Here is a 25093-nt window from a genome sequence, read left to right as displayed (position 1 = left end):
GCAGCCAGAAACATACTGGGCGACACGAAAGTTCGACTCAATGAGCGGCTCGGCCCGGTGGAATCGAATTCCGACACAACGGTGCTCGTCGAATTGTACGAATACGGTGATATTTCCGTCCAGGGGCCGTCGAATTCACGATTTTAGAAATTCGCGCAGCAGACATCTAGCATTACACCGATGCGGATCGTTTCGATGTTTTCACGGTGCGCAGTGGGCGCAGCAATAGTGCTGTCCCTCGCGCTGAGTACCGGTGTGCCCGACGCGGCAGCAGCCCCCGGGTCCGGTGCCCGCGTCACGGCAAGCGCCGACGGTCTCGCACTCGACGGAAATCCTTGGTGGCCGACCGGATTCAACGCCTATCAGCTTGCCACCGATTGGTCGGCCAACGCAGGCTGTGGAGCGATGGTGGACCTGAACGGCTACTTCGGTGCCCTGCCTCCACATTCCCTCACGCGGTTCAACGCATTCCAGGCGCTGGCGATCAACCGATTCACCGGCGCACTCGACTTTCGCCCGATGGACGCGGTCTTCGCGGCGGCCGAGGCGCACGGACAACTGGTCGTCCCGGTTCTCTCGCCCCAGGACGGGGCCTGCGAAGGAAACGTCTTCAAAGGCAGGCAGTGGTACATCGATGGATGGACGACGCCCCCTGCCGTCGCCGACACGAATGCGGTCACGAGCTTCGAGCAGTGGATGCTCACCGCTGTGAACCGGTGGAAGGATTCGCCCGCGCTGGCGGCATGGGAATTGGTCGGCGAACCGGAAACCAGCTCGTGCACCGACGCGGCGTGCTCGTGGACCACCCGGACATGCACCGCCGACGCCGCCCAGGTTCTGCGCTCCTTCTTCGACACCGCGGGGCAGCAGCTCCGCACTGTCGATCCCCGCACCCTGATCACCGCCGGTCTCACCGGCGGCGGACAGTGCGGTAGCCAGGGTGACGAGTACGAGTACCTCGCCCAGTCGTCGTTCGTCGATGTGCTGCAGTACCACGACTACGGATTCGACGGTGTGCCGTTGCCCGGAGATCAGTGGAACGGGCTGCAGCGGCGGATCACCCAGAGCGCTGCGGTGGGCAAACCCCTCCTGGTCGGGGAGATCGGCCAACTCGCCGGTTCCTGTGGCGATATCGGCTCTCGCGCAACGAGTATCGCCACCAAGATCGACGGCCAACGCGCCGCAGGCACAGCCGGAGCTCTGCTGTGGGCCTTCGTACCCGACCCGCGGCCGGGCGAGTGCACCTACGACATCGGACCCGGCGATCCGCTGTGGCAGACGATCGGACGTTAGGGCATCCTCGTTGTCCGCGACTTCACCTGAGCGTTCCTTTACTTTCGCTTTTGGGTGACAGCGTGCCGTGACATGAAGCCACTACCCTTGTTCGCGGTTCACGACGGAAGCTCCAAGCGGTCAGCATTGACGTGCAAGTACAAGTGCGGGGATGCGTGTTTCCACGAGGTTCCCAACACGTCGAAGGGTCAGTACTTCGGCGACATCGTCAAGACCGCCATGTCGCGGCGCGGTGTGATCAAGGGCGGTGCCATGGCGGTGCTCGCCGTGGGTGCCGGTAGCGCTCTCGCGGCGTGCTCGACCGATGAGCCCGCCACCACCGGAAGCGGAACCTCGAGCACGTCGGGTGCCGACACCCCGCCCGTCGACGGTGTGGATTTCGTTGCGGTCGAACCGAACACCGAGGACGCCGTCGTGATCCCCGAGGGCCACGAGCAGGCCGTCGTGATCCGCTGGGGCGATCCGGTGGTCGAGGGCGCTCCGGCATTCGACTTCGACAACCAGACCGCGGCCGCCCAGGCGATGCAGTTCGGCTTCAACAACGACTTCGCCGGTCTGCTGCCGGTGGAGGGCACCCCCAACGCGTTCCTGCTGGTCGTCAATCACGAGTACTCCACCGAGCCTGCGATGTTCAAGGGCTACGACGAAGAGAACCCGACGCGCGAGCAGTTCGAGATCGCGTTGGCCGCACACGGCCTGAGCGTGGTTCAGGTTCAGGGCGAGGGTAACTCGGGCAAGCTCACCCCTGCGATGGGCCGGTACAACCGACGCATCACCGGCACGACGGAGTTCGTCGTCACCGGCCCCGCCGCGGGCAGCGACCTCCTCAAGACGAGCGTCGATCCGACGGGTACCCGCGTGCTCGGCACGTTCAACAACTGCTCGGGTGGCCTGACGCCCTGGGGCACTGTGCTTTCCGGCGAAGAGAACTTCAACCAGTACTTCGGCAACGCCGAGTCGGTCACCGAGACCGCGGCCGCGGAGCGACTCGCCCGCTACGGCATCGAGGGTGCCGCCAGCGACCGCAAGTGGGAGACCTTCGACAAGCGTTTCGACATCGCGCAGGAGCCCAACGAGCCCCACCGATTCGGGTACGTCGTCGAGGTGAACCCGTGGGATCCGCAGTCGGCTCCGATCAAGCACACCGCGCTGGGACGCTTCAAGCACGAGGCCGCCACCATCTACGTCACCGACGACGGCACCGTCGTCGCCTACAGCGGTGACGACGAGCGCTTCGACTACATGTACAAGTTCGTCTCGAGCCGAAAGATGATGCCCGGCACCGGCGCAGCGGCGATGCGCAACAACATGACACTGCTGGACGCGGGCACGCTGTACGTCGCCACCCTCACCGGTGACTCCCCGGACGCGATCGACGGCTCCGGCAGTCTCCCCCCGAGCGGCGAGTTCAAGGGCACCGGAACGTGGGTCCCGCTGCTCGAGACCGGCGAGGACGGCCGCGGCACGTCGCTCGTCGACGGTATGTCCGCCGAGGAGGTCGCAGTGTTCACCCGCTTGGCAGGCGACAAGGTGGGCGCGACCAAGATGGACCGCCCCGAGGACTTCGAGCCCAACCCGGTGACCGGCAAGGTCTACGTTGCGCTGACGAACAACTCGAACCGCGGCACCGAGGGCAAGGCCGCGGCGGATACGGCCAATCCTCGCAACACCAACAAGAACGGCCAGGTACTCGAGCTCGACGACGACCACGCGGGTACGTCTTTCACCTGGAACCTGCTGCTGGTGTGCGGTGACCCGAACGAGGCCGACACGTACTTCGGCGGCTTCGACAAGAGCCAGGTCAGCCCCATCTCCTGCCCCGACAACCTCGCGTTCGACGCCAAGGGCAACCTGTGGGTCTCCACCGACGGAAACGCACTCGACTCCAACGACGGCCTGTTCGCCGTGGTACTCGACGGCCCCCGCCGCGGAGAGACCCGCCAGTTCCTGACCGTTCCCGCTGGAGGCGAGACCTGCGGCCCGATCATCTCCGACGAGCGGGTCGTGGTGTGCGTGCAGCACCCCGGCGAAAGCGACGACGCCACCGCCGACGCGCCGATCTCGCATTGGCCCGACGGCGGCGACACCCAGCCGCGGCCCTCCGTCGTCGCCGTGTGGAAGTCGGCGTAGTAGCGGTACACGTCAGCGCCGGATCGCCGCGAGGTCATGGACCTTCGCGGCGATCACGGCGTGGTGGGGTCGACTACCAGCGAGCCAATGTCCTCAACGATTCCGATGTGCCCGCGTAGTGGTTGATGTCGGTACGCCCGTCGATTCCGGGAATCGTGCCGCGGTCGGTGAACTGCCAGAACAACCAGTCAGTCCAGCCGCCGGGCAGCGGCCCCAGCTCGTCGCCGTAGTCGGCGATCCACAGCGGATAGTTGTTGAACTCGTGGGTGTCGGCCATCGCCGTCCGCCAGAAGTTGGGATAGGTGTAGATGATCGGCTGACGTCCGGTCAGCGTCTGGACGGTATCGAGATACCGGTGCGTCCAGTCGATCACCTCGGCCGGCGACCTACCCTTGGCATCTTCGAGGTCGAGCACCGGCGGCAGATCGCCTGGACCGTTGATGCCCAACACCAGTGCCGAGTAGTACGCGCCCTGCAGCTCGGGTGACAACGTCACATCGGCGTAGTGGTACGCCCCGCGCGCCACGTTTGCCGTGCGCATGACGATGGAGTCCTCGACGAAGTACGGGTTGACGTAATCCAGCCCCTCGGTGGCCTTGACCATCGCGAAGCCGTGGCCCGCAGCCTCGACGGCATGCCAATCGATCGCGGTGCCGTCGATGTGTTGCCACGACGAGACGTCCGGACCCTGCGGAACAGCGGACGCGATCCCGGGCGCAGAGCAGGCGATGACGCCGACCGAGAACAATCCGAACAGGGCACGCACCGTGCGGGAGAAGACCACCCGGGTGAGGTTAGGGGCCCGGACCTGGGCACTCAATGGTGAACAGTCACTAATGCGTTCTGTCCACAGACGTGATTGAGTCGTCGGTGATGAGACGTGGGTAACACTCACGCTGCCGATGGCGACATACCCAGAGTCGGCACGAACAAACAAGTCCAATGGAAACACGAACTACATCTCTTGGCTCGGAGGCGCACCCATGACTGTCGTGAACGATCTCTCGCATCTGGCTCTCACGGAGCTCGACCCGTCCGACTACGCGGTGCCGACAATCGCACCGATCCGAACCACCGGACACCTCGACCCCGTCTTCTGCATCCACCCCTTGGTGGGTCTCGTCGATTGCTACGCGGGCCTGACCGCTCACGTGGACGACGACCGCCCCATCTACGGCGTCCAGGTACCCGCGTCCGGTGAGCGCGCCGAATCCCTCGCGGCACTGGCTGCGCGGTACGCCGACGACATCGTTCGCATCCAGACCGACGGCACCGTCCACCTCCTCGGCATGTCGTTCGGTGGAGTTCTCGCTCACGCCATCGCCGTCGAACTGCAGAATCGGAACGTCACGGTCGGCGCACTGACGCTGCTCGACAGCGACCCTGTCCGGGCCCGCGCCGAGGGTGCCGATCTCCTCGCCGCCATGGGTGACGAGATCGATCGCAGCCATGTCGAAGAATTGCTCGCCGTCGCCTCGCACAACGACGAACTCGTTCAGCGCCACCTGCCCGGCATCTACTTCGGCGACATCCTGGCCGTCTCGTCCCTGGGGACCGACTCCGGTTCCGCGTGGCATCCCTTCGTCTGCGGCACCGTCGCCAAGTACCTCGTGCCCGACGCCACCTCGTTCGACGTCGTCGGCCCGTTGGTCGACAGCTACCTCAGCTGATCTCGCTCTACCCCAGCCAATCCAGCACGGCCGCGGCCGTCCACGATTGCTGCATGCTGCCGAGCGGCTTGCCGGTGAACGGCTCGTAGTACTCGGCGAAGCTGCCGTCGCTGGCCTGGCGCAGGCCTTCGTCGCGCAACGACAGTGACCGCTCGGACCACCCACGACGCGCGAATGCCCACGAGAACAGCCACGTCATCACCGGCCACACCGGCCCGCGCCAGTACTCACGGGCACGGAAGTCCTTCGAGACCGGCGACGTCGACGGCGGAACCGCGTAGCGCAGATCCGGGTGCCCGCAGAATCTCGTGCCCTCGAAGATCCGAAGCAGATTGCGTTCCTGCTCGCGGGGCAGGCCGCCACACAGCAACGGCGCGAACATCGCGATGGTCTCGGTGCCGATCCACTGGCCCGTCCGCAGATCGAAGTCGCGGGCCCCGCCGGAGCGCGCGTCCGTCGTCGCAATCACTCCCTTGCGGAACTTCTCCCCCCACGACCGCAGCTCCCGAACATCGGAGTGCGGACGCGAATGGTCCTCGCCGATGGTCGCGAGCACATCGCAGGCCACCGCGAAGATGGCGCTGACGAACACATCCTCGACGGCGAAGCTCATCTTCGTCTTCAATGCGTCGTCGTCGTACCCGACCTGCTTCATCTCCTCCACGAGCCAGATGTAGCGGTCGTACTCGAGATTGCTGGGCCGCTGGGAGGCGTCGCTGATGACCGCCTTGTCCTCCCGGAAGTATGGATCCATTTCTCCCGGAACCACATTCGCGTAGGCCGAGTCCCACCGCGGCGAGTTGTCCATCCCCGACTCCCAGCCGTGGAAAACCGCGATTCTTCCGTTGTCGTCGACATCGCGGGCCTGGGCGAGCCAGCGGTGCCACCGCACCAGATCACCCCAGCGGCGATCGAGAAACTCCTCGGCGACGGCACGCGTCGTGCGTCCGTGGCGCTTGGAGTGATCCAGGATGCGCTGCACCGCGATCGCGTGGACCGGGGGTTGCGTGATGCCCGAGGTCTGCGGGCTCATCGGTGCGTGCGACGCGAGCGTGCCGGTGGCCCACCGCGCCGGCCCGGGGAAGTAGCCGTCGACACCGTTGGCGAACACGATGTGCGGGATCATCCCGTTCTTCCACTGCGCGGAGAGCAAGGTGTCCATCTCCACCACGGCCCGCTCCACGCTCAGCGGAGCCAGTCCGACGGAGACGAATGCCGCATCCCAGCTCCACATGTGCGGATACAGCCGCGGAGCCGCACTGGTCATGGTGCCCAGGTCGTTGCCCCTGAGCAGATATGCCGCGCGCGCTGCCAGCTGCGTGGAAGTGAAACCTCGATCGCCCATGCAGACAGTTTGCGTGCACAGGCGACATTCCGCTCGTTTGAAATTGCGGACCGAACCTGTCCTCGATCGCTCCTACTGTGAACATCACCAACCACCAGGAGGAACAATGACCACCGAGAACACCGACATCGTGAAGATGCTCGACGAACAACGCGCCAATTTTCACATCACCGTCCGCGGAATCACCGAGGAACAGGCGCGCACCCGCACCACCACGAGCGAGCTGACCCTCGGTGGGCTGCTGCATCACGTGATCAGCAACGAACGGCACTGGATGAAGGTGATCGCCGACCTGGACGAGAACGCGGAATTCGACATGGCCAGCGCCGGCGGCGAGTACGTCATGGCCGAGAACGAAACCGTCGCGGGGTTGATCGCCGAATGGGAAGAGGTTGCGCGTTCCACCTCGGCTGCGCTCGAGACGTTGGACCTCGACCTGTCGGTCCCGGTGCCGACGGCACCATGGGCACCCGAACGCATCTGGCAGAGCGCACGATTCACGGTGCTTCACATTCTGCGCGAGATCTCCCAGCACGCGGGACATGCGGACATCATTCGTGAAGAACTCGACGGAGCGAACACCACCCGGACCTGGGCAGCCGAAGCCGGTATGAGCTTTTGAGTAACCTGCTTTCATGACTCGTACTGCGTTGGTGACCGGAGCAAGCCGTGGCCTCGGGGCCCATATCGCCCGACTTCTCGCGCCGGATCACCACGTACTGCTCGGCGGACGATCGGCCGAATCTCTCGAGCCGATCGCGTCGGAACTGGCAGGAGCTACCCCGTGGCCGGTGGAACTGACCGATCCCGACGCGGTTGCGGCGGCCGCGTCGGGCATCGATTCTCTGGATGTGTTGGTGCACAACGCCGGAGTCGCGGCGCTGGGGACGGTCGAGGAGTCGACTGCCGATGACTGGCGGCGGCAGTACGAGGTGAACGTGATCGCCGTCGTCGAGCTGACTCGTTTGCTTCTTCCTGCACTACGAAAGGCGAACGGCCATGTGGTGCTGATCAATTCGGGTGCGGGTATTCGTGCGAACCCCGGTTGGGGCGGCTACGCGGCGAGCAAGTTCGCGCTCCGGGCCTTCGGAGATGCACTGCGACAGGAGGAACCGTCGCTACGCGTGACGTCGGTGCATCCCGGACGCATCGACACCGAGATGCAGCAGGAGATCGTCGCGCACGAGGGTGGGGAATACGACGGCTCGAAGTTCCTGCAGCCCAGCACCGTTGCCCGTGCAGTACGCAACGCCATCGATACTCCTGCCGACGCACATCCCACCGAAGTGGTGCTGCGCACCAGGTGAGCGAAAGTCCCCTCGGTCGTTGCGCACACTCCACTCCGGCCTCGTAGCAGGGGTCGAGTTTCCGCTCACAGCGCTCAGAGGTCGTCGAGTTTCACTATGCCGTCTTGCAGGGCCCTGGCGACGAGTGCCGCCTTGGTCGGTGCTGCCCGACCGACGCGGGAGTATTTGTCTCGAATTCGTGTCAGGTGGGTGTTGACGGTTCCCAGGGCGATGTGGAGGCGCGCACCGACTTCGACTTTGGAGTCGCAGTCCAACCAGACCTTCAGGACTGCAACTTCACGCTCGGTCAGTCCGGGTGACGCGTACGTCGGCGTTGGCCGTCGGCCATGGACTCGCCCCGATGCAAGAGTGGAACGGGTGACGGGCGGCCTCGGGCCGAGAGGGTTACGCACTGTCCCGGGCACTGCGACGCGCGTCTGGACTTGGGGTCGACGATCGATCAACACCATCGGGTCCTCCTCGAGATACCGGCCTTGAGGCCGATGAGTATCGGACCACGGCCCGCGAACCCCCTGCAACACAAACCAATTCGAGAACAACATCGATTCGAGTGTTTCGACTACACAGACATGTAGTTAGAACTAAACACTGCGAGCTCGGTCACTCGATTGCTATGGTTCGTGATCCATTCAGGTGCTGTGAAGTCCAGTGAAGGCGGTCGACGTTGAACCCCAGGCCCGTCCCGCGTGAACAATTTCTCCACGCCGGATACCGGCTCCTGAACGACGTGGACATGACCGGCCTCGCCCGTTCGCTGTCCATCTCGGCGGTGGTCGACGGTGCTGGGCTGTCGCATCAAACGTTCCACAACACCTACCCAGGCAACTCCCGCAGTGGAGGTTCCGGCGGCAAAGAAGCGTTCGTGGCGGATCTTCTCGAAAACCTCACCGTGAATTACACCGGCACGACGCCCATCGACCCGCCTGCCGGGCTGCGAGACGCGGCCGCACCGATGTCCGCCCTGTTCGAGGACCTGACCTCCGGCCTGATGCGTCGGCGCCTGGTCGCCACCCTGCTCGCCAGCGACCACGACGGGGCACGCAAAGCCGTCACCCCCGAATTCGAGCGCCTGAATGCCGACCTGCGCACCATGGTGGGTCAGGCCATCCAAGCTCAGGGCGGGTCCGTGCGTCGGCCGCTGTCGTTGACGTCCCTGTCCACTGCCCTGGGCGCACTTCTCGACGGCTACGCTCTTCGCGAGATGCTCACGCCCGGTTCCGTTGCCACGAGCGAGGTAGCCGAGGCAGTCACCTCGATCCTGCGTTGGGCCGTCGACCCAGTGCATTCCGATCGGAACTCGACCGAACCCGACCCCGTCGGCGCGCTCGACGATGCCGCCTCCCTCCGCCCCGACCTGGAGGCCGACGTCATCGCGGCCACGGAAGCGCTCTTCCTCGACAACGGATACTTCCTGGTGACGCTCGCCGACATCGCCGCAGCAGCAAAGATTCGAGTCGAGGATCTCCGACGCCTGTTTCCCAGCAAGGTAGACATCATCGTCGCCGCACTGAAACCCGAGTTCGATCGCGTCCTACGACTGCGCCGAGCCGACGAACGCCTCGGCATCGAGCCCGCAATCGCTCTGCAGCGCACGTTGATTGCGGTGGGCGAGTTCGTGATCGACAACCGCGCGATGAGCACAGGGATGCTCCTCGCGCTCAGCTTCGAGCAGTTCCAACAGCCGAGCACGATCACGACCGTGATGGAGAACCTGTACCTACCTGCCGCCGTCGTCCCCATCCTCGAACGCGGTCGCGAAACCGGCGTTTTCAGCGACGAGGCACCGACGATCGAGGCGGCAGTCATGCTGACCAACAACGTTCTCTTCCGATGCTTGACGCGGCCGAACGAATCGGCAACCGACGTTGCCGACGGCGTTCTCCGACTACTCATGCCCGGCATCTCGACCAGGACGCCCTGACGTCACCCGGCCCCAGGGTTCGTCTCAGGTCTAGAACTTGGTCTGCGAAAGTCCTACGGTTGTTTCATGGCACTGTCGAAGGCAGAACGCGAAGAGTTTCTGGCCGAACCCCACATCGCCGCGCTGTCCGTCGCTGCAGGCCCTGATCGCGGGCCGTTGACTGTCCCCATCTGGTACGACTACACCCCCGGCGCTCAGGCCTGGGTCCTCACCGGGAAGACGTCGAAGAAGGCTCAATTGATCAGAGCTGCAGGGCGATTCACGCTCATGATCGAGCAGTCGGACCCGAGGATCAGGTACGTCTCGGTCGACGGACCCGTTGCGCGGGAAGAGCCGAGTACACCGGAGTTACTGCGCACCATGGCAGCGCGCTATCTACCGCCGGAGAAGGTCGACGGCTACCTCGAGATGGCCGACAGTGAGCACGAAGAGAACGTGGTGTTCTACCTGCAGCCGGAGCATTGGCTGTCGGCCGATCTGGGCGCGATCTGACAGAACCACCCGGGTGCGTACTACGGAGTCGGTGCCAGGCTGTTTCCAGGCGGGATGGTTCCGCAATTGCTGCGCGTCGGCCCACCGGAGAACCGCTCGGTCAGGAACTGCAGACTCTGAGCCTCGAAAGCCGGGAAGGCTTCGCTGTGCGACAAGCCGTCGTACTGCGCGTACTGCACATCGACGCCCCGGCCGCAGTATTCGTACGCCAGTCCTTGTACATCTGCGGTGATCATGACGGAATCGCCGATCGGATCGGCTTGCCCGACAGCCAGGAACATCGGCGTCCGCGGAGTGCCCTGGCTACCCATGATGTTGTCGTCGATCGCCGCCACCACCTCGGGTACGTCGAGCATGGAGGTGTACGGAGCCTTGACCATCGACGCGTCGGTGAGCGTCGGGTAGTCGTCGGCGAACTGGGCGATGCACTCCTGATCGACCTGATCGATCACCTGGCGGCCGTAGTCGGAGATGAAATCGTCCAGGTCGAGACCGTAGGCGCGTTGGTAGGCGACGATCAGTGCCGGGATGACGCCCGCCCACTCCTTGCTTCCGCTGACGTACGGCAGGTTGTGAGCCAGGTCGACCGGCAGCCCGCCGGCCGCCGCTCCGACGAGGTTCAGCTCGGGTGCGTACTCGGGGGCAATCTCGGCACCCCACTGCGTCGGGACGGAGCCTCCGGAGTATCCGACCATGCCGACGGGGGTGTTCGACGGAAGCTGCAGAAAGGACTGTGCCGCGCGAACGCCGTCCAGAGCTGCGTACCCCGACTGCCGTCCGATCGTCCACTCGAGTTCCTCGCCCTCGTAATCCGGCACGACGACGGTGTAACCGGCTGCGAGATAACCGGCAATGACCACCTGTTCCGCGCCGGCAATAGGACTCGTGGACCCGCCGCTGAGGGTGTACGAGGGATTGCACTGGGACCCGAGGGCGTCGTATGCCATGTGGTACGACACGATTCGCGTCGGGCCGGGGATCAGGGGCCGCAGCACCGTGGCGACCGTGACGACGGCGTCGCCCTGCTGGTCGGTAGTCCTGTACAGGACCCGGCTACCGGTGACCGGCGTCGGCTGGTTCGGCGTTCGGAAGGTCATGGGCCTCGACCGGAGCACCGTCCCCGGGGAGACGTCCAGGCCGCCGTCCCAATCGTAGAACGGATCGTCGGCCGGAATCGGTGAGCCGGGCCCCGGATCTGCTTGTGCAACAGGGACACTCACGAGCGTGACGGACCCCAGAACCAGGACGACGGAGGCCACCAGCCTCACCACGAATCCTTTACCGACCTGTGACATGGAACAAATTAAAGCCCCGACCTCGAAGTTATGGACGGAAATCGCCAGATTTTCATCCATAACTTCGAGCTCGACGGGGCCTACTTCAGGACGATGTTCACCATTCGACCCGGGATCACGATGATCTTGGTCGGGGCCTTGCCGTCGAGCAGGGCGACGATCTTCTCGTCGGCCAGTGCAGTCTTCTCGACGTCGTCCTTGGTCGCATCGGCCGGGACGGTGATGCGGCTGCGTACTTTGCCGTTGACCTGGATGGGGTAGTCGACGGTATCGGCGACGAGCCACTTCTTCTCCACGCGCGGGAAGGGACCGTGTGCCAGCGACTTCTCGTGGCCGAGCTTGCTCCACAGTTCCTCGGACAGGTGCGGAGCCAGCGGAGCGAGCATCAGGATCAGCGGCTCGACGACCCCGCGCGGCGCACCGTCGGGGTACGCCTTGGTGATGTGGTTGGTCAGCTCGATGAGCTTGGCACCGGCCGTATTGTCGCGCAGCGCAGCGTAATCCGCGTGCACACCATCGATCACACGATTGAGCACGCGCAGTGTGTCCTCGGTCGGCTTGGCGTCGGTGACGCGGACCTCGCCGGTCACCTCGTCGAGCACCAGTCGCCACACCCGCTGCAGGAATCGCTGCGCGCCGACGACGTCCTTGGTCGCCCACGGCCGCGACGTGTCCAGCGGGCCCATCGACATCTCGTAGAACCGCAGGGTGTCGGCACCGTACTCGGCGAAGATCTCGTCGGGGGAGACCGAGTTCTTCAGGGACTTACCCATTTTGCCGTACTCACGGTTGACGGGCTGGTCCTGGTGGAAGTAGCCGCCGTCGCGCTCGATCACCTCGGCCGCGGGCACGTAGACCCCGCGAGCATCGGTGTAGGCGAAGGCCTGGATGTAGCCCTGGTTGTACAGGCGACGGTACGGCTCGCTCGAGCTGACATGGCCGAGATCGAACAACACCTTGTGCCAGAAGCGCGAGTACAACAGGTGCAGCACCGCATGCTCGACGCCACCGACGTAGAGATCGACCCCGCCGGGATCGTGAGGTCCGTGGATCTCCGGACGCGGTCCGACCCAGTACTTCTCGTTCTCCGGGTCCGCGAAGGCCTCGGAGTTGGTGGGGTCGATGTAGCGCAGCTGGTACCAGGAACTGCCCGCCCACTGCGGCATGACGTTGGTGTCGCGGGTATAGGTCTGCAGCCCGTCGCCCAGATCGAGTTCGACCTCGACCCAGTCCGACGCCTTGGCCAGCGGTGGGGACGGCTCGGAGCCGGCGTCGTCCGGATCGAACGAGACCGGTGCGTAGTTCTCGACCTCCGGGAGTTCCACCGGCAGAGCAGAATCCGGCAATCCGTGCGGGTTGCCCTCGGAGTCCCAGACGATCGGGAACGGCTCGCCCCAGTAGCGCTGGCGAGCGAACAGCCAGTCGCGCAGCTTGTACTGGATGGTGCCGCGGCCGGTGCCGTCTGCCTCCAACCGCGCGATGACGGCGGCTTTGGCCTCGTCCACCGGCATACCGTCGAGGAAGTCGGAGTTCACCAGGGCACCGTCGCCGACGTACGCGGCCTCGGTGACGTCTCCACCCGAAATGACCTCGCGCACAGGCAGATCGAATGCCGTGGCGAACTCCCAGTCTCGGGCATCGTGTCCGGGGACGGCCATGATCGCGCCGGTACCGTAGCCCGTCAGCACGTAGTCGGCGATGAACACCGGAACTTGCTCGCCGTTGACCGGGTTGCTCACGTAGGCACCGATGAAGACGCCGGTCTTCTCCTTGTTCTCCTGCCGCTCCAGATCGGACTTTGCGGCAATCGAAGCACGGTATGCCGCAACGGCTTCCGCGGGAGTTGCGGCTCCGCCGGTCCACTTGTCGGACACGTCGGAAGGCCACTCGGGAGCAACCAACCCGTCGACCAGTTCGTGTTCGGGGGCGAGCACCACGTAGGTGGCACCGAACAGCGTGTCCGGGCGAGTGGTGAACACCTCGATGTTCGAGAACGAGACCTGCGCACCGCGGGATCGCCCGATCCAGTTGCGCTGCATGGTCTTGACCTTCTCGGGCCAATCCAGGTACTCGAGGTCGTCGACAAGACGGTCGGAGTACGCGGTGATTCGCATCATCCACTGCCGCAGGTTCTTTCGGAACACCGGGAAGTTGCCGCGATCGCTGCGTCCGTCGGCGGTGACCTCTTCGTTGGCGAGCACCGTACCCAGACCGGGGCACCAGTTGACCATCGAGTTGGACTCGTACACCAGACGGAAGCCGTCGATCACCTCACGCCGCTCACCGACGGTCAGCGATTCCCAGGAGCGGCCGTCGTCCAACGTGCGCTCACCCGAGGCGAACGCCGCCTCCAGTTCCGAGATGGGCCTGGCTTTACCGAGGTCCGCGTCGAACCACGAGTTGAAGATCTGCAGGAAGATCCACTGCGTCCAGTGGTAGAAGTCGACGTCCGTCGTCGCCAGGGACCGTCGGCGATCGTGCCCGAGGCCCAGCCGACGCAACTGGCGGCGCATGTTGGTGATGTTGTTCTCGGTGGTGCTGCGCGGGTGCGTGCCCGTCTGCACGGCGTACTGCTCGGCCGGCAGACCGAACGCGTCGTAGCCCAGCGCATGCAGCACGTTACGACCCTGCATGCGGTGGTACCGCGCGAAGACGTCGGTGGCGATGTAGCCGAGGGGATGACCGACATGCAGGCCGCTGCCCGACGGATACGGGAACATGTCCTGGACGAACAGCTTGTCCTTCGGGACCTCTCCGGCGAGGGTTCCGACCGGGTTGGGAGCGTCGAAAGTGCCCTGTGTCTCCCACAGGTCCTGCCACTGCTCCTCGATGTGCCCGGCGAGTTCGGCCGTGTAGCGGTACTCGGGGGCGGACTCGGTGGGTGCTTCAACGGAATCGGTCACACCTACCAGCCTAAAGTGTGACGCGGCCCGCCTGGTACCAGGACCTCGCTGCGCCGTATCCTGGCCAGGTGGTCATCGTCTCGGTTGTGTTGTTCGTGCTCGCGCTCGTCGTCGGCGCTGTCGCTGCCCTGTCGCTGCTGGGTCGGCTCCCACGCAACCGCTTCGCCGGTGTCCGCACCGCCGAGGCCATGCGTGACGACGAGACGTTCACCCTCGCCAATCGCGTCGCCGGTCCCACCACAGCCGCATCGGCGCTGGTACTGGCCATCGGCGCAGTGGCCGCCCTCGCCCTGAGCGGTATCGCCGCCGTCGTCGGCGTCGTCGTTGCCCTCGTGGCCGCGCTGTTCATCGCCGCAGCCGGCGGATCCATCGGGGCCCGCGCAGCAGCGGCCGTTCCGCCACCCGCCGAGGCGGACGGATGCGGAAGCTCGTGCATCTCGTGCAGCCTCAAGGACGCCTGCCAGCCGAGCTGAGCAGATGAAGGCGAAGGCACTACGCACGTTCGACCCGGCCGGGGTCGTGTTCGGCGTTGCCGTCCCCCTTGTCGTCGCCGCACTCGGACTCGTCCTGGCGTACCTGTGGCAAGGCCGTCTGCCCGAACAGGTCGCCACTCACTTCAGCGGCACCGAACCGGACGACTTCTCCAATCCACTCTCCAACGCCTGGACCCTCGCGATCGTGATCGTGCTGGTCGGCGGCGGGTGCAGTGCCGTCGCGTCGTTGACTCGGGTGCTGCTGATCATGCGTCGAACCATGCTGATCATCGGGCTGACCGTCGTCGGAACGATCGGTGTTCTGCAGATCGCGACCCTCGTCCGAGAGCTGGACATGGCGTCCGAACAGAGCGTGACCATCCCCGGCTGGGCGATCGCGGTGGGGACCGTCGTCGGATTCGCGGCCGGGTTGTTCGGTGCGTCCAGGCTGCGTGACTACCGCGAACGCGTCGACGCCACATCACCGCCGCACGCAGATCTCCCGCGCTGCAGCCCGGAGTTGCCGCTGGTGGTCCGCGTCGGAGCCAGCCGGGTCGCCGGCATCACCGTCGTGGCAGTCTCTCTGGCCGGAGCCGCTCTGACGTGCTGGCTGTCCGGCTCACTGTGGCCGATCTTCCTGTTCGCCCCACTGACGATTCTGATTCTGTCCCTGCTGCGCTTCACGGTGCACATCGACAGCGACGGCCTCTTCGTCTCCAGCCTGGGCATGGCGGCATTCGACTACGACATCGACGAGATCACCGGTGCGTCGGTGCGGGCGGTCGATCCGTCGAAGGAGTTCGGGGGCTGGGGTCTTCGGGCCAAGGGCCGCGGGAACTACGCCGTCGCCACCGACGCCGGCCCCGCAGCCTTCGTCACGTTCGCCAACGGAGACCGGCTCACCATCGGATCCGTGCACGCCGAGAAGATCGCGGGCACGCTCAACACCCTGACCGCCCGCACTCGCAACGCCACGGTGGATTAAATTAGCCAAGTGAAGTTGTTGCGGGATACCGTGCTGGATCCCTTCCTGTTGGGCATCTTCGCGGTCGCAGCGCTGGCGAGCCTGTTCCCGGCCACTGGCACAGCGGAGGACGTCCTGGGCTGGGTGACGCGCATCGCCATTGCCCTGCTGTTCCTCATCTACGGCGCTCGACTCTCACCGCGCGACGCCTGGAACGGCGTCAAGCACTGGCGGCTGCACTCGGTGATCCTGGGGTGCACGTATCTGCTGTTCCCGGCACTCGGGCTGGCCCTGCGGATTCTCGTCCCCGGCGTGATCAGCGACGACCTCTACACCGGAATGCTGTTCCTCTGCCTGGTCCCGTCGACCGTGCAGTCCTCGATCGCCTTCACCTCCATCGCCCGCGGCAACGTCGCCGGTGCCGTGGTGAGCGCCTCGTTCTCCAACATCATCGGAGTGTTCGTCACCCCACTGCTCGTGATCGCCCTGATGACCACGACCGGTTCCGTGACCATCGACCCCAGCTCCGTACTCGATATCGCCCTGCAACTGCTGCTTCCGTTCGCCGTCGGACAGTTGATCCGGCCCTGGGTGACGGGCTGGCTCACCCGGCACAGCGCGCCGACGAAACTCGTCGACCGTGGTTCGATCCTGCTGGTCGTGTTCGCCGCGTTCAGCGAATCCATGAACCAGAACGTGTGGTCCTCGGTGCCGGTGTGGCGCATCGGCATCGTCGTCGCAGTGTGCGCTGCGCTGCTCGCGGTGGTGCTGGCGATCACCTGGTACGGAGGCAAGTGGCTGGGCTTCGCTTTCGAGGATCGGGTGGTGCTGCTGTACTGCGGATCCAAGAAAAGCCTGGCCAGCGGGCTGCCGATGGCCGCAGTGCTGTTCGTCGGCCAACCCGTCGGACTGATCGTGCTGCCGCTGTTGATCTTCCATCAGATTCAGCTGATGGTGTGCACCGTGATCGCCCAGCAGCTCGCGCGACGACCGCAATCGGAACAGAGCCCGGTGGGCAGCGTCGCGGACTAGATTGGGTGTCACTCGAACCGATCACGGGAGAAGACGATGACCAGGAAAATCCATGCCGACGGTATCGTCTCTGCGGCCTACACCGGCCGCCTCGCCACCAATCCCGTACCCGCACTGCGACTTCCCGAGGAACAGCTCGATCCGGACGCCGCCTACCGCTTCATCCACGACGAACTGATGCTCGACGGCAGCTCGCGCCTCAATCTGGCGACCTTCGTCACCACCTGGATGGATCCGCAGGCCGAGAAACTCATGGCCGAGACGTTCGACAAGAACATGATCGACAAGGACGAGTACCCGTCCACCGCCGCCATCGAGGAACGCTGCGTCAACATCGTCGCCGACCTGTTCCACGCCCCCGGACTCGACCGGGAGGACCCGTCGACGGCCACCGGGGTCTCGACCATCGGCTCCAGTGAGGCCGTCATGTTGGCCGGATTGGCACTCAAGTGGCGCTGGCGAGCGAGGGGAGCAGGTACCGGCACTCCGAACCTGGTGCTCGGCAGCAATGTTCAGGTGGTGTGGGAGAAGTTCTGCCGCTACTTCGACGTGGAGCCCAAGTACCTGCCCGTCGAGCGCGGACGCTACGTCATCACCCCGGAGCAGGTTCGAGATGCAGTGGACGAGAACACCATCGGCGTCGTCGCCATCCTCGGCACCACGTTCACCGGAGAACTCGAACCGGTACAGGAGATCTGCGCTGCACTGGACGAGATCGCGGGCGTTGGCGGGCCCGACGTACCGGTCCATGTCGACGCAGCCAGTGGCGGATTCGTCGTACCGTTCCTGTACCCGGAACTGGAATGGGATTTCCGGCTGCCTCGCGTCAAGTCCATCAACGCCAGCGGCCACAAGTACGGACTGACCTATCCGGGAATCGGATTCGCCGTCTGGCGAACCAAGGAAGACCTGCCCGAGGACCTCGTGTTCCGCGTCAACTACCTCGGCGGCGACATGCCCACCTTCACGCTGAACTTCTCCCGGCCGGGCAACCAGGTGATCGGGCAGTACTACAACTTCCTACGCCTCGGCAGATCCGGCTACACCGACATCATGAAAGCGCTGCGCGACACCGCAGTTCGCGTCAGCCGTCACCTCGCGAAACACCCCGACATCGAGGTCATCACCGACGGATCGGCCATCCCGGTCCTGTCGTTCATGCTGAAGGACCACTGCGAGTTCACCGTCTTCGACGTCTCCCACGAACTACGCGCCCGCGGCTGGCAGGTGCCGGCATACACGATGCCCGACAACGCAACCGACGTCGCCGTGCTCAGAGTCGTAGTGCGAGAGGGTTTCAGCGCGGACCTGGGCCGAATGCTGTGCATCGCCATCGACGAGGTGCTCGCCGGCCTGAAGTCAGGTGGACACTCGACGGCGCAGGCTTTCGCTCACTAGTGCCTGCGGCACTAGTTGCGGTCGACGTCGATCGGATGAGATGCCAGCAGCGCCAAGGGCATCGGCTGCCTACGCAGTACGTGCGCCCACAGGTCGATCCGCGGCGGACCGATCACGTCGGATGCCAAAGCCGATAACACGATCCAGTCGTCACGGTCGAGTTCACCTTCGAGTTGCCCGAACGTCCAGCCCGAGTATCCGGCGAAGATGCGCACGCCCTCGACGAGTGGGGCGATATCGGCAGGATCGGAATCGAGATCGACCATCACCACTCGGCCGTCGACGCGGCGCAGACCGGGTACTCCGTCGATCGACACACCGGTCCGCAGCGTCGCCAGGCACAGAGCCGAATCGCGCTTGACCGGGCCACCGACGTACAGCGCCTGCGGTTTGGCTGCCAGCTCGGACCAGTTGGGCAGCACGTTCTGCACCGCCGTCTCGCTGGGACGGTTGATCACGACACCGAGGCTGCCCGCATCGTTGTGTTCGATGATGTAGATGACGGTGCGCCGAAACGTGGGCTCGACCAGTTCGATGGACGACACCAACAGACTGCCGGGACGGACATCGCGCAAGGCCGATGCCGTCTGGTCCTCGGGTTCCTCCGCATGCGCTGCCACGCTAGTCATTGTGGCACCGCCCACCGCCGGATGTGGCGCAAGCGATGCGGCCAGTCCTGGCGACCTAATCGAGCCCGGCGATCTTCGTCAACAATCCCAACTGGTACTCGAACAACGCGTCCCTGCTGGAGAACGTCGTGGCCCCGTACTGATCGAACACATCGAAGCTGATGGCCCCGAACAGCGACGCCCACACCATGACGCCCAGTGCGATCAGCCCGTCGGGCAGATCCATCTCCATCTGCGCACGGATGTCCTCGAAGCTGCCGTGCAGTGACGCCAACTCGGGCGGGTCGGTCTCGACGTCCGGTCGACGTGTCTGCCACGCCGAGTGCAGGACGGCCACCAGGGTGGTGATCACCCTGGTGCCCGGCCCTGTGGTCTGCTCTGCAGGGGCGTGATATCCGGGCACCGGGCTGCCGAACAGCAACGCGTAGCGCGCCGGCTCCCGCAGTCCCCACTGCCGCACCGTCCGGCCGAGAGCCAGGAACTTCTCCTTGGGTCCGTCCGCTGCGTCCACCGCTGCGTCGACGGTGTCTCCGAGCTCGGTGTATCCGTCGACGACGAGCAGTGTCAGCAGCTCGTCGCGGCTGGCGACGTATCGGTAGACGGCCGAGGAGACGACACCGAGGTCCCGCGCGACAGCGCGCAACGACAGGGCCGCGGCGCCGTCGGCGGCCAGGTGTTCGCGGCCGATCCGCGTGATATCGGCCAAGGTCTGAACGCGGGCCCGGGTGCGGGGAGTGCTCGCCATGGCTGCCACTGTAACTGCTGCTCTTATCAGAGAGCAGTGCTCTTGCATTATCGCCGCCGCGGGTGCACACTCTTCATAACAGAGAGCACCGCTCTCGTTTTCCTCGAATGGAGCGATCATGACCGAACTTCACGTCGTCACCGGAGCCGGGCCCGTCGGCTGGACAGTTGCCGAACAGCTTGCTGCACAGGGTCATTCGGTGCGGGTCCTGACCCGATCCGGCAGCGGGCCCGAGCACCCGATAATCGAACGCCGCGCCGTCGACATCGAATCCGACGATCTTCGTCGACACCTCGACGGTGCCACCGCCGTCTACCACTGCACCCACGTCGCCTACGAGAACACGGTGTGGCGGAACAAGCTCGTCGCCATGGAGAACCGCGTGCTCGACGCGGCCGCGGGCACCGTCGTCGCGTTTCCCGAAAGTCTGTACGCCTACGGCCGAGTCGACGGACCGATCCGCGAGGACTCACCCCGCGAGGCGACGTTCCGCAAGCTGGGTGTGCGCACCCAGCTCCTCGCCGCGCGCGACGCTCACGCGACCCCCACCGTCAGCGTCGCCGCCTCGGATTTCTACGGACCTCGGGTGATCACTTCGCACATGGGTGAGCGGGTGATCGCGCCGATTCTCGCCGGAAATACTGTCCGCGTCCTCGCCTCCGCCGACCTTCCTCACTCGTTCACCTACGTCCCGGATCTGGCAACCGCCATGCTCACGGCCGCGGCATCCCCGTCGATGTGGAACACCGTCCTGCATGCACCCACCGCGCCCGCAGTCTCGCAGCGCACGATGATCGAGATGTTCTCGGCTGCTGCAGATCTGCCGACTCCGAAGGTCGGAGCCATTCCGGCCTGGGCACTGCGACTGCTGAGCGCGGTACCCGGTCCGATGAAGGAGCTCGGCGACACCCTCTACCAGTTCCGCTACCCCTACCTTCTCGACTCGAGTCGCAGCGAGGCGATCCTCGGGCAGCAGCCCACCCCACTCGCCGACGGCACAACCGCAACGATGGCGTGGTGGACAGCCTCGACGCCCGCCGTCTCCGCATGACGGGCGGGGGCTAAAGTCCCGTCGGTGAGCGACGCTTCCTTCCGTACCCGACTGCGTGAGTCTCCGGGGGTCGGCAAGCTGACGACCATTCGGTTCGCCGGTCAGTTCGGCGACGGGTTGTTTCAGGCCGCGCTCAGTGGTGCCATTCTCTTCAACCCCGAGCGCGCGACCAATCCGGCCGAGATCGCGGCCGGATTCGCGGTGCTGCTGGTCCCGTACTCCTTGGTGGGTCCGTTCGCCGGAGCGCTTCTCGACCGCTGGGATCGCCGGTCGGTCCTGCTGTGGGCCAACATCGTTCGTATGGTGCTGATCGTCGCCACCGCAATCCTGCTGTGCGCCGGGGTGGATGCCACACCGTTGTTGCTGTTGGCTCTGGCCACCGTAGGGCTCAGTCGGTTCGTGCTCGCGGGAGCGTCTGCGTCGCTGCCGCACGTGGTTCGGCAATCGTGGCTGGTACCGATGAACTCGGTGCTGGCCACCGTCGGATCCGGTTTCGCAGCGGCAGGTGCGGGTCTAGCCGTAGCGGTGATCGGAGTGATCGGTGCCGGGGATTTCGGCTCGGGTGTCGCCGTGGGTCTCTCGGCCACCGGGTCGGTCGTCGGGGCGGTTGCCGCCGCGCGGTTCCGACCACGATCCCTCGGACCGGGCATCGAGAACCGCACCGACAGTCCACTGAAAGACGTTGCTGCAGGACTGAAATCAGGTGCTCAGGCCGTCTGGCGCTCCGCCGGTGTCACGACCGCGATGCTCGGCATCGGCGCGCACCGCATCGTGTTCGGCATCAACACACTGATCATGGTGTTGGTTCTCCGCGAAACGACGAGCAGCACCCTGCCCGGCGGCCTTGCCGGCTTCGGCATCGCCGTCGGTGCCTCGGCGGTCGGCATGTTCCTCGCCGCCCTGATCACCCCCTTCGCCGTTCCCCGGTTCGGGCGCACCCGCACGATCGCTGCCGCTCTGGTGCTCGCCATCGTGGCGCAACTCGGTGCCGTCTCGGGCCTGACGCAGACCAGCCTGCTGCTCGGAGCCTTCCTCCTGGGTATCGCCGGGCAGACCGTCAAACTCAGTGGCGACGCTGCCATGCAGATCGAGATCGACGACGCCCATCGCGGACGCGTCTTCGCGTTGCAGGACACCGTGTTCAACGTCGCCTTCGTCGCCGCCCTCGCTGCTGCGGCCTTCGCCGTCGGCCCCGACACGACCGATCTGAGCCAGGACCCCACCGCGCACATCCTGGTGTTCGTCGGGGCAGGTATCTACGCCCTCGGCCTGGCCGCAGCGGTGGTGAACACCGGGCGCACACGCCGCTGACGTGGTGTATCTTTCCGTATCGGACCGATGGGTTTCGTCGGAGAACACGGGGGCACCGCATGCACGGCCGCTTGACGTCACTCGGCTGCATACTCGCGGTTGCCGCAGGTACGGCCGTTCTCGCTGCGCCACCGGCGTTCGCGGCGCCGCCTCCGCCGGTGAACTCCTGTGGCGAAACAGGATTCGACCCCAAGGACTACCCACCCGAGCCCATCGGACCGGGCAATCCACCACAGCTGCCGCCGTTGCCGGATCGTGTGGTGATCCCCGTGCCCTATCCGTCGATCGAACTCGTACCGGTTCCCGATCCGGCCCCGAACAACACCCGCGTACAGGCCGAACCGCTGACCGACCCGTGTGCGGACCCGTGCCCCGATCTCACCGACGACACCGATTCACCGACGCCGGCAACGGGCTCGGCAGACCATCTGCCGTTCCCGCGCATCGAGATCGACCCGCAACCCGAGACCATTCCGATCCCGATTCCCGGCCCCGCTGCCCCGGGAACGCCGCCGCCCGCGCCCGCCGTCAACCCAGCGGAGCCAGGACCCACGACGGTCCCGCCAGGAGCACCCGCCGTCGGAACCGTCGAGGTCGTCTCCCAGCTGACCGGACCGGGATCGGAGAACCGCACCGACAAGCGCTGGCAGGTGAACGGAACCGACCTCGGCATCATGTGGGAGAGCAAGCCCGGTGAGGTCGCCGTCGCCTTCGGCGATTCCTTCGGCAAGGGGTGGGAGTTCGGCGTCGTGGGCGGCGACGACTGGCGTTCCAACGCACTCGGCCACAGCACCGACACCGACCTGTCCGACGGCATGACCCTGGACTCCATGGTGCAGGATTCCCGTTGTCACGCAGCCGAACTGCTGCCGTCGCGCAAGATAAAGAACTGGGAGACGACGGTCATCCCCACGTCCGGTTTCGCCATCGACGACCGGCAGTACATGTCGTACATGTCCATCAGGCGCTGGAGCACGATTCCCGGCATGTGGTGGACCAACTACGGCGGCATCGCCTACTCGGACGACAACGGTTCCACCTGGGTCAAAGACGAGCATGCCAAGTGGGACAACCTCTTCGGCTTCTCCAAGTTCCAGGTGTCGACGATGGTTCCGGCGGGGGAGTACGTCTACATGTTCGGCACCGTCAACGGACGCGCCGGACAGGTCGGGCTCGCCCGCGTCCCGAAGGCCGAGGTGTTGAACAAGACCGCCTACCAGTACTGGGTGAACGGCACCTGGGCTCCCGTCGGATCGAACGAGGCCACCCCCATCGCCGACGGTACGGCCGGGGAACTGTCGGTCCATCACGACGAGGCCCGAGGCCTCTGGCGGATGACGTATCTCGATCCGCTGCGCGGCGATATCGTTCTGCGCGAATCGAATTCACCGCAAGGGCAGTGGACCGCGCCGACCACCTTGATCGACACCGCCGAGTACCCCAAGACCTACGGCGGCTTCGTTCACCCGTGGTCGACGGCGAACGAGCTGTACTTCACCGTCTCGGAATGGGACAGCTACAACGTCTATCTGGTCAAGGCCGAGCTTCGCTCGTCGTGAGCGGAAACTCGTAGCAGGCTACGAGGTTCTACTCACATGCGGCGCAGCCGCTCCTACTGCGTGGGCCACCACTCGAGCAGCGCGGCCTCGGCGTCCTCGCGGGAGAGCGGTCCCCGGTCGAGACGCAGTTCTTTCAGGAACTTCCACGCCTTGCCCACGTCGGGTCCGGCCGGGATGTTCAGCAACTCCATGATCGCGTTGCCGTCGAGATCGGGCCGCACCCGCGCCAGGTCCTCCTGCTCGGCGATACGGGCGATGCGTTCTTCGAGATCGTCGTAGGTGGCCTGCAGCGCGGCGGCTCGACGCTTGTTCCTGGTGGTCGAGTCGGCCCGAACCAGCTTGTGCAGCTTGGGCAGTAGCTCACCGGCATCGGTGGCGTAGCGCCGCACGGCGGAGTCGGTCCACTGGCCCTTGCCGTAGCCGTGGAAACGCAGATGCAGGAACACCAGATGCGAGACGTCCTCGATCATCTTCTTGGAATACTTCAAGGCGCGCATGCGCTTTCGCACCAACTTGGCACCGACGACCTCGTGGTGATGGAAGCTGACTCCGCCGCCCGGCTCGTTTCGCTTGGTATCGGGCTTGCCGATGTCGTGCAGCAATGCGGCCCAACGCAATACGAGGTCCGGATCGCCGTCCTCGAGATCGATGGCCTGCTTCAGCACAGTCAGCGAGTGGGTGTACACGTCCTTGTGCTGGTGATGCTCGTCGATCTCGAGCTTCATGTTGGGCACCTCGGGGATGATCCGCTGCGCCAGGCCCGTCTCGCACATCACGTCGATGCCGTCGATCGGGTGCTCGCCCAGGATCAGCTTGTCCAGCTCCACCTGGATTCGCTCGGCGGTGATGCGGTCGATCTGCTCCGCCATGTCCTCGATGGCCCGGTGCACCCGTGGCATCAGAGTGAACCCCAGCTGAGAGACGAACCGCGCGGCCCGCAGCATGCGCAGGGGATCGTCTCCGAACGAGACCTCCGGTGCCGAGGGAGTATCGAGAACGCCCTCGAGCAGCGCGTCCATGCCGCCGAGCGGATCGACGAATTCCTGGGCACCGTCCGCTCCGAGACGTACTGCCATGGCGTTGACGGTGAAATCGCGTCGAGCGAGATCTTCTTCGAGGCTGTTGCCGTACTGCACCTCGGGATTGCGGGAGACCTGATCGTAGGAGTCGGTGCGATAGGTGGTGATCTCGATCGTCTGGCCGTCCTTGGCCGCGCTGATGGTCCCGAACGCGATGCCGGTGTCCCACTGATGGTCCGCCCAGCCCGACAGCAACGCCTGAACGTCCTCGGGCCTGGCGTCGGTGGTGAAATCCAGATCGGTTCCGAGTCGACCGAGAACTGCATCGCGCACCGAGCCACCGACGAGGAAGAGCTGGTGCCCCGCCGCGGCGAACAGTGCGCCCAGCGGAGTCAACACCGGAGCGAGTTCGCGCAGCGTCACAGCAGCTCCCGCCAGCAACCTCTCCCGGCGGGCATCGGTCTGCTCGGCGGAAACGGAGGACAGGGACTGATCGGCCACGGTGGGAGAGCCTACTTGCGCCGAGCCGATCGATTGTTCCGGCCTTCACCCCCCG

General features: G+C 65.3%; 22 protein-coding genes. 14 read left to right on the top strand and 8 right to left on the bottom strand.

Annotated features, from left to right (window positions below):
• The first annotated feature begins 180 nt into the window (after positions 1–180).
• Together R3P95_RS18505 and R3P95_RS18500 are read left to right on the top strand one after the other, a co-directional pair.
• Complete coding sequence (locus R3P95_RS18505; protein WP_317549106.1) at positions 181–1293, top strand: beta-mannosidase; 1113 nt, start codon at positions 181–183, stop codon at positions 1291–1293.
• A 72-nt stretch (positions 1294–1365) separates the two neighbouring features.
• Positions 1366–3423, top strand: a complete 2058-nt coding sequence (locus tag R3P95_RS18500) for a PhoX family protein (protein ID WP_317549105.1) — start codon at positions 1366–1368, stop codon at positions 3421–3423.
• A gap of 73 nt (positions 3424–3496) precedes the next feature.
• On the opposite strand, the gene R3P95_RS18495 is transcribed toward R3P95_RS18500, so the two are convergent.
• Entirely contained in the window at positions 3497–4189 is a 693-nt protein-coding gene (locus R3P95_RS18495) for a glycoside hydrolase family 25 protein (protein ID WP_394855444.1), read from the bottom strand.
• A 217-nt stretch (positions 4190–4406) separates the two neighbouring features.
• Here R3P95_RS18495 and R3P95_RS18490 point away from each other — a divergent pair, with 217 nt between their 5' ends.
• The gene (locus R3P95_RS18490) at positions 4407–5093 is read left to right on the top strand and encodes a thioesterase domain-containing protein (RefSeq protein ID WP_317549104.1); all 687 of its coding nucleotides are present in this window, start codon (positions 4407–4409) and stop codon (positions 5091–5093) included.
• 7 nt (positions 5094–5100) lie between these two features.
• Here the strand turns inward: R3P95_RS18490 and ggh are convergent, their stop codons facing one another.
• Complete coding sequence (gene ggh / locus R3P95_RS18485) at positions 5101–6438, bottom strand: glucosylglycerate hydrolase (protein ID WP_149408122.1); 1338 nt, start codon at positions 6436–6438, stop codon at positions 5101–5103.
• Positions 6439–6544: 106 nt separating this feature from the next.
• On the opposite strand from ggh, the gene R3P95_RS18480 reads away from it, so the two are divergent.
• On the top strand, positions 6545–7060 hold the full coding sequence (locus tag R3P95_RS18480; protein WP_317549103.1) for a DinB family protein: 516 nt from the start codon (positions 6545–6547) through the stop codon (positions 7058–7060).
• Between the two features lie 13 nt (positions 7061–7073).
• On the top strand, positions 7074–7745 hold the full coding sequence (locus R3P95_RS18475) for an SDR family oxidoreductase (protein WP_317549102.1): 672 nt from the start codon (positions 7074–7076) through the stop codon (positions 7743–7745).
• Between the two features lie 74 nt (positions 7746–7819).
• On the opposite strand, the gene R3P95_RS18470 is transcribed toward R3P95_RS18475, so the two are convergent.
• The gene (locus tag R3P95_RS18470) at positions 7820–8194 is read right to left on the bottom strand and encodes a LuxR C-terminal-related transcriptional regulator (RefSeq protein ID WP_317549101.1); all 375 of its coding nucleotides are present in this window, start codon (positions 8192–8194) and stop codon (positions 7820–7822) included.
• 284 nt (positions 8195–8478) lie between these two features.
• On the opposite strand from R3P95_RS18470, the gene R3P95_RS18465 reads away from it, so the two are divergent.
• The gene (locus tag R3P95_RS18465) at positions 8479–9666 is read left to right on the top strand and encodes a TetR/AcrR family transcriptional regulator (protein ID WP_317549100.1); all 1188 of its coding nucleotides are present in this window, start codon (positions 8479–8481) and stop codon (positions 9664–9666) included.
• A 66-nt stretch (positions 9667–9732) separates the two neighbouring features.
• A complete protein-coding gene (locus R3P95_RS18460) occupies positions 9733–10158 on the top strand; it encodes a pyridoxamine 5'-phosphate oxidase family protein (protein ID WP_317549099.1) in 426 nt (141 codons plus the stop codon).
• Positions 10159–10178: 20 nt separating this feature from the next.
• Here R3P95_RS18460 and R3P95_RS18455 read toward each other — a convergent pair whose 3' ends face one another.
• A complete protein-coding gene (locus R3P95_RS18455) occupies positions 10179–11453 on the bottom strand; it encodes a lipase family protein (RefSeq protein WP_317549098.1) in 1275 nt (424 codons plus the stop codon).
• 80 nt (positions 11454–11533) lie between these two features.
• On the bottom strand, positions 11534–14356 hold the full coding sequence (gene leuS, locus R3P95_RS18450; RefSeq protein WP_317549097.1) for a leucine--tRNA ligase: 2823 nt from the start codon (positions 14354–14356) through the stop codon (positions 11534–11536).
• Positions 14357–14424: 68 nt separating this feature from the next.
• Here leuS and R3P95_RS18445 point away from each other — a divergent pair, with 68 nt between their 5' ends.
• The 4 genes from R3P95_RS18445 to R3P95_RS18430 are packed head-to-tail and all read left to right on the top strand — an operon-like array spanning position 14425 to position 18223.
• Entirely contained in the window at positions 14425–14829 is a 405-nt protein-coding gene (locus R3P95_RS18445) for an SdpI family protein (protein ID WP_094611645.1), read from the top strand.
• Positions 14830–14833: 4 nt separating this feature from the next.
• A complete protein-coding gene (locus R3P95_RS18440; RefSeq protein ID WP_317549096.1) occupies positions 14834–15814 on the top strand; it encodes a DUF1648 domain-containing protein in 981 nt (326 codons plus the stop codon).
• Positions 15815–15823: 9 nt separating this feature from the next.
• Entirely contained in the window at positions 15824–16825 is a 1002-nt protein-coding gene (locus R3P95_RS18435; protein ID WP_317549095.1) for a bile acid:sodium symporter family protein, read from the top strand.
• Between the two features lie 36 nt (positions 16826–16861).
• Complete coding sequence (locus R3P95_RS18430; RefSeq protein WP_317549094.1) at positions 16862–18223, top strand: glutamate decarboxylase; 1362 nt, start codon at positions 16862–16864, stop codon at positions 18221–18223.
• An 11-nt stretch (positions 18224–18234) separates the two neighbouring features.
• Here the strand turns inward: R3P95_RS18430 and R3P95_RS18425 are convergent, their stop codons facing one another.
• Both R3P95_RS18425 and R3P95_RS18420 read right to left on the bottom strand, forming a co-directional pair.
• Positions 18235–18852 (bottom strand): YqgE/AlgH family protein, encoded by a 618-nt coding sequence (locus R3P95_RS18425; protein WP_068047637.1) that lies wholly within the window; start codon positions 18850–18852, stop codon positions 18235–18237.
• 55 nt (positions 18853–18907) lie between these two features.
• Positions 18908–19597, bottom strand: coding sequence for a TetR/AcrR family transcriptional regulator (locus tag R3P95_RS18420; RefSeq protein WP_317549093.1), 690 nt, complete (start codon positions 19595–19597; stop codon positions 18908–18910).
• A gap of 118 nt (positions 19598–19715) precedes the next feature.
• On the opposite strand from R3P95_RS18420, the gene R3P95_RS18415 reads away from it, so the two are divergent.
• From R3P95_RS18415 to R3P95_RS18405, 3 genes are read left to right on the top strand one after another with little or no spacing between them, the layout of a single operon-like run.
• The gene (locus R3P95_RS18415; RefSeq protein ID WP_317549092.1) at positions 19716–20648 is read left to right on the top strand and encodes an NAD-dependent epimerase/dehydratase family protein; all 933 of its coding nucleotides are present in this window, start codon (positions 19716–19718) and stop codon (positions 20646–20648) included.
• Positions 20649–20672: 24 nt separating this feature from the next.
• Positions 20673–21959, top strand: coding sequence for an MFS transporter (locus R3P95_RS18410; RefSeq protein ID WP_317549091.1), 1287 nt, complete (start codon positions 20673–20675; stop codon positions 21957–21959).
• Between the two features lie 59 nt (positions 21960–22018).
• Positions 22019–23518 carry a DUF4185 domain-containing protein gene (locus R3P95_RS18405; protein WP_317532999.1) on the top strand — a complete coding sequence of 500 codons (1500 nt, stop codon included), beginning with the start codon at positions 22019–22021 and terminating at the stop codon, positions 23516–23518.
• Positions 23519–23571: 53 nt separating this feature from the next.
• Here R3P95_RS18405 and R3P95_RS18400 read toward each other — a convergent pair whose 3' ends face one another.
• Entirely contained in the window at positions 23572–25038 is a 1467-nt protein-coding gene (locus R3P95_RS18400) for a CCA tRNA nucleotidyltransferase (protein ID WP_317532998.1), read from the bottom strand.
• Between the last annotated feature and the right edge of the window lie 55 nt (positions 25039–25093).

The sequence above is a fragment of the Rhodococcus cercidiphylli genome, assembly GCF_033042225.1.
Classification (GTDB): Bacteria; Actinomycetota; Actinomycetes; order Mycobacteriales; family Mycobacteriaceae; genus Rhodococcoides.
Note: the sequence above shows the minus strand (reverse complement) of the source record. Positions and strands in the feature narration are given on the sequence as shown.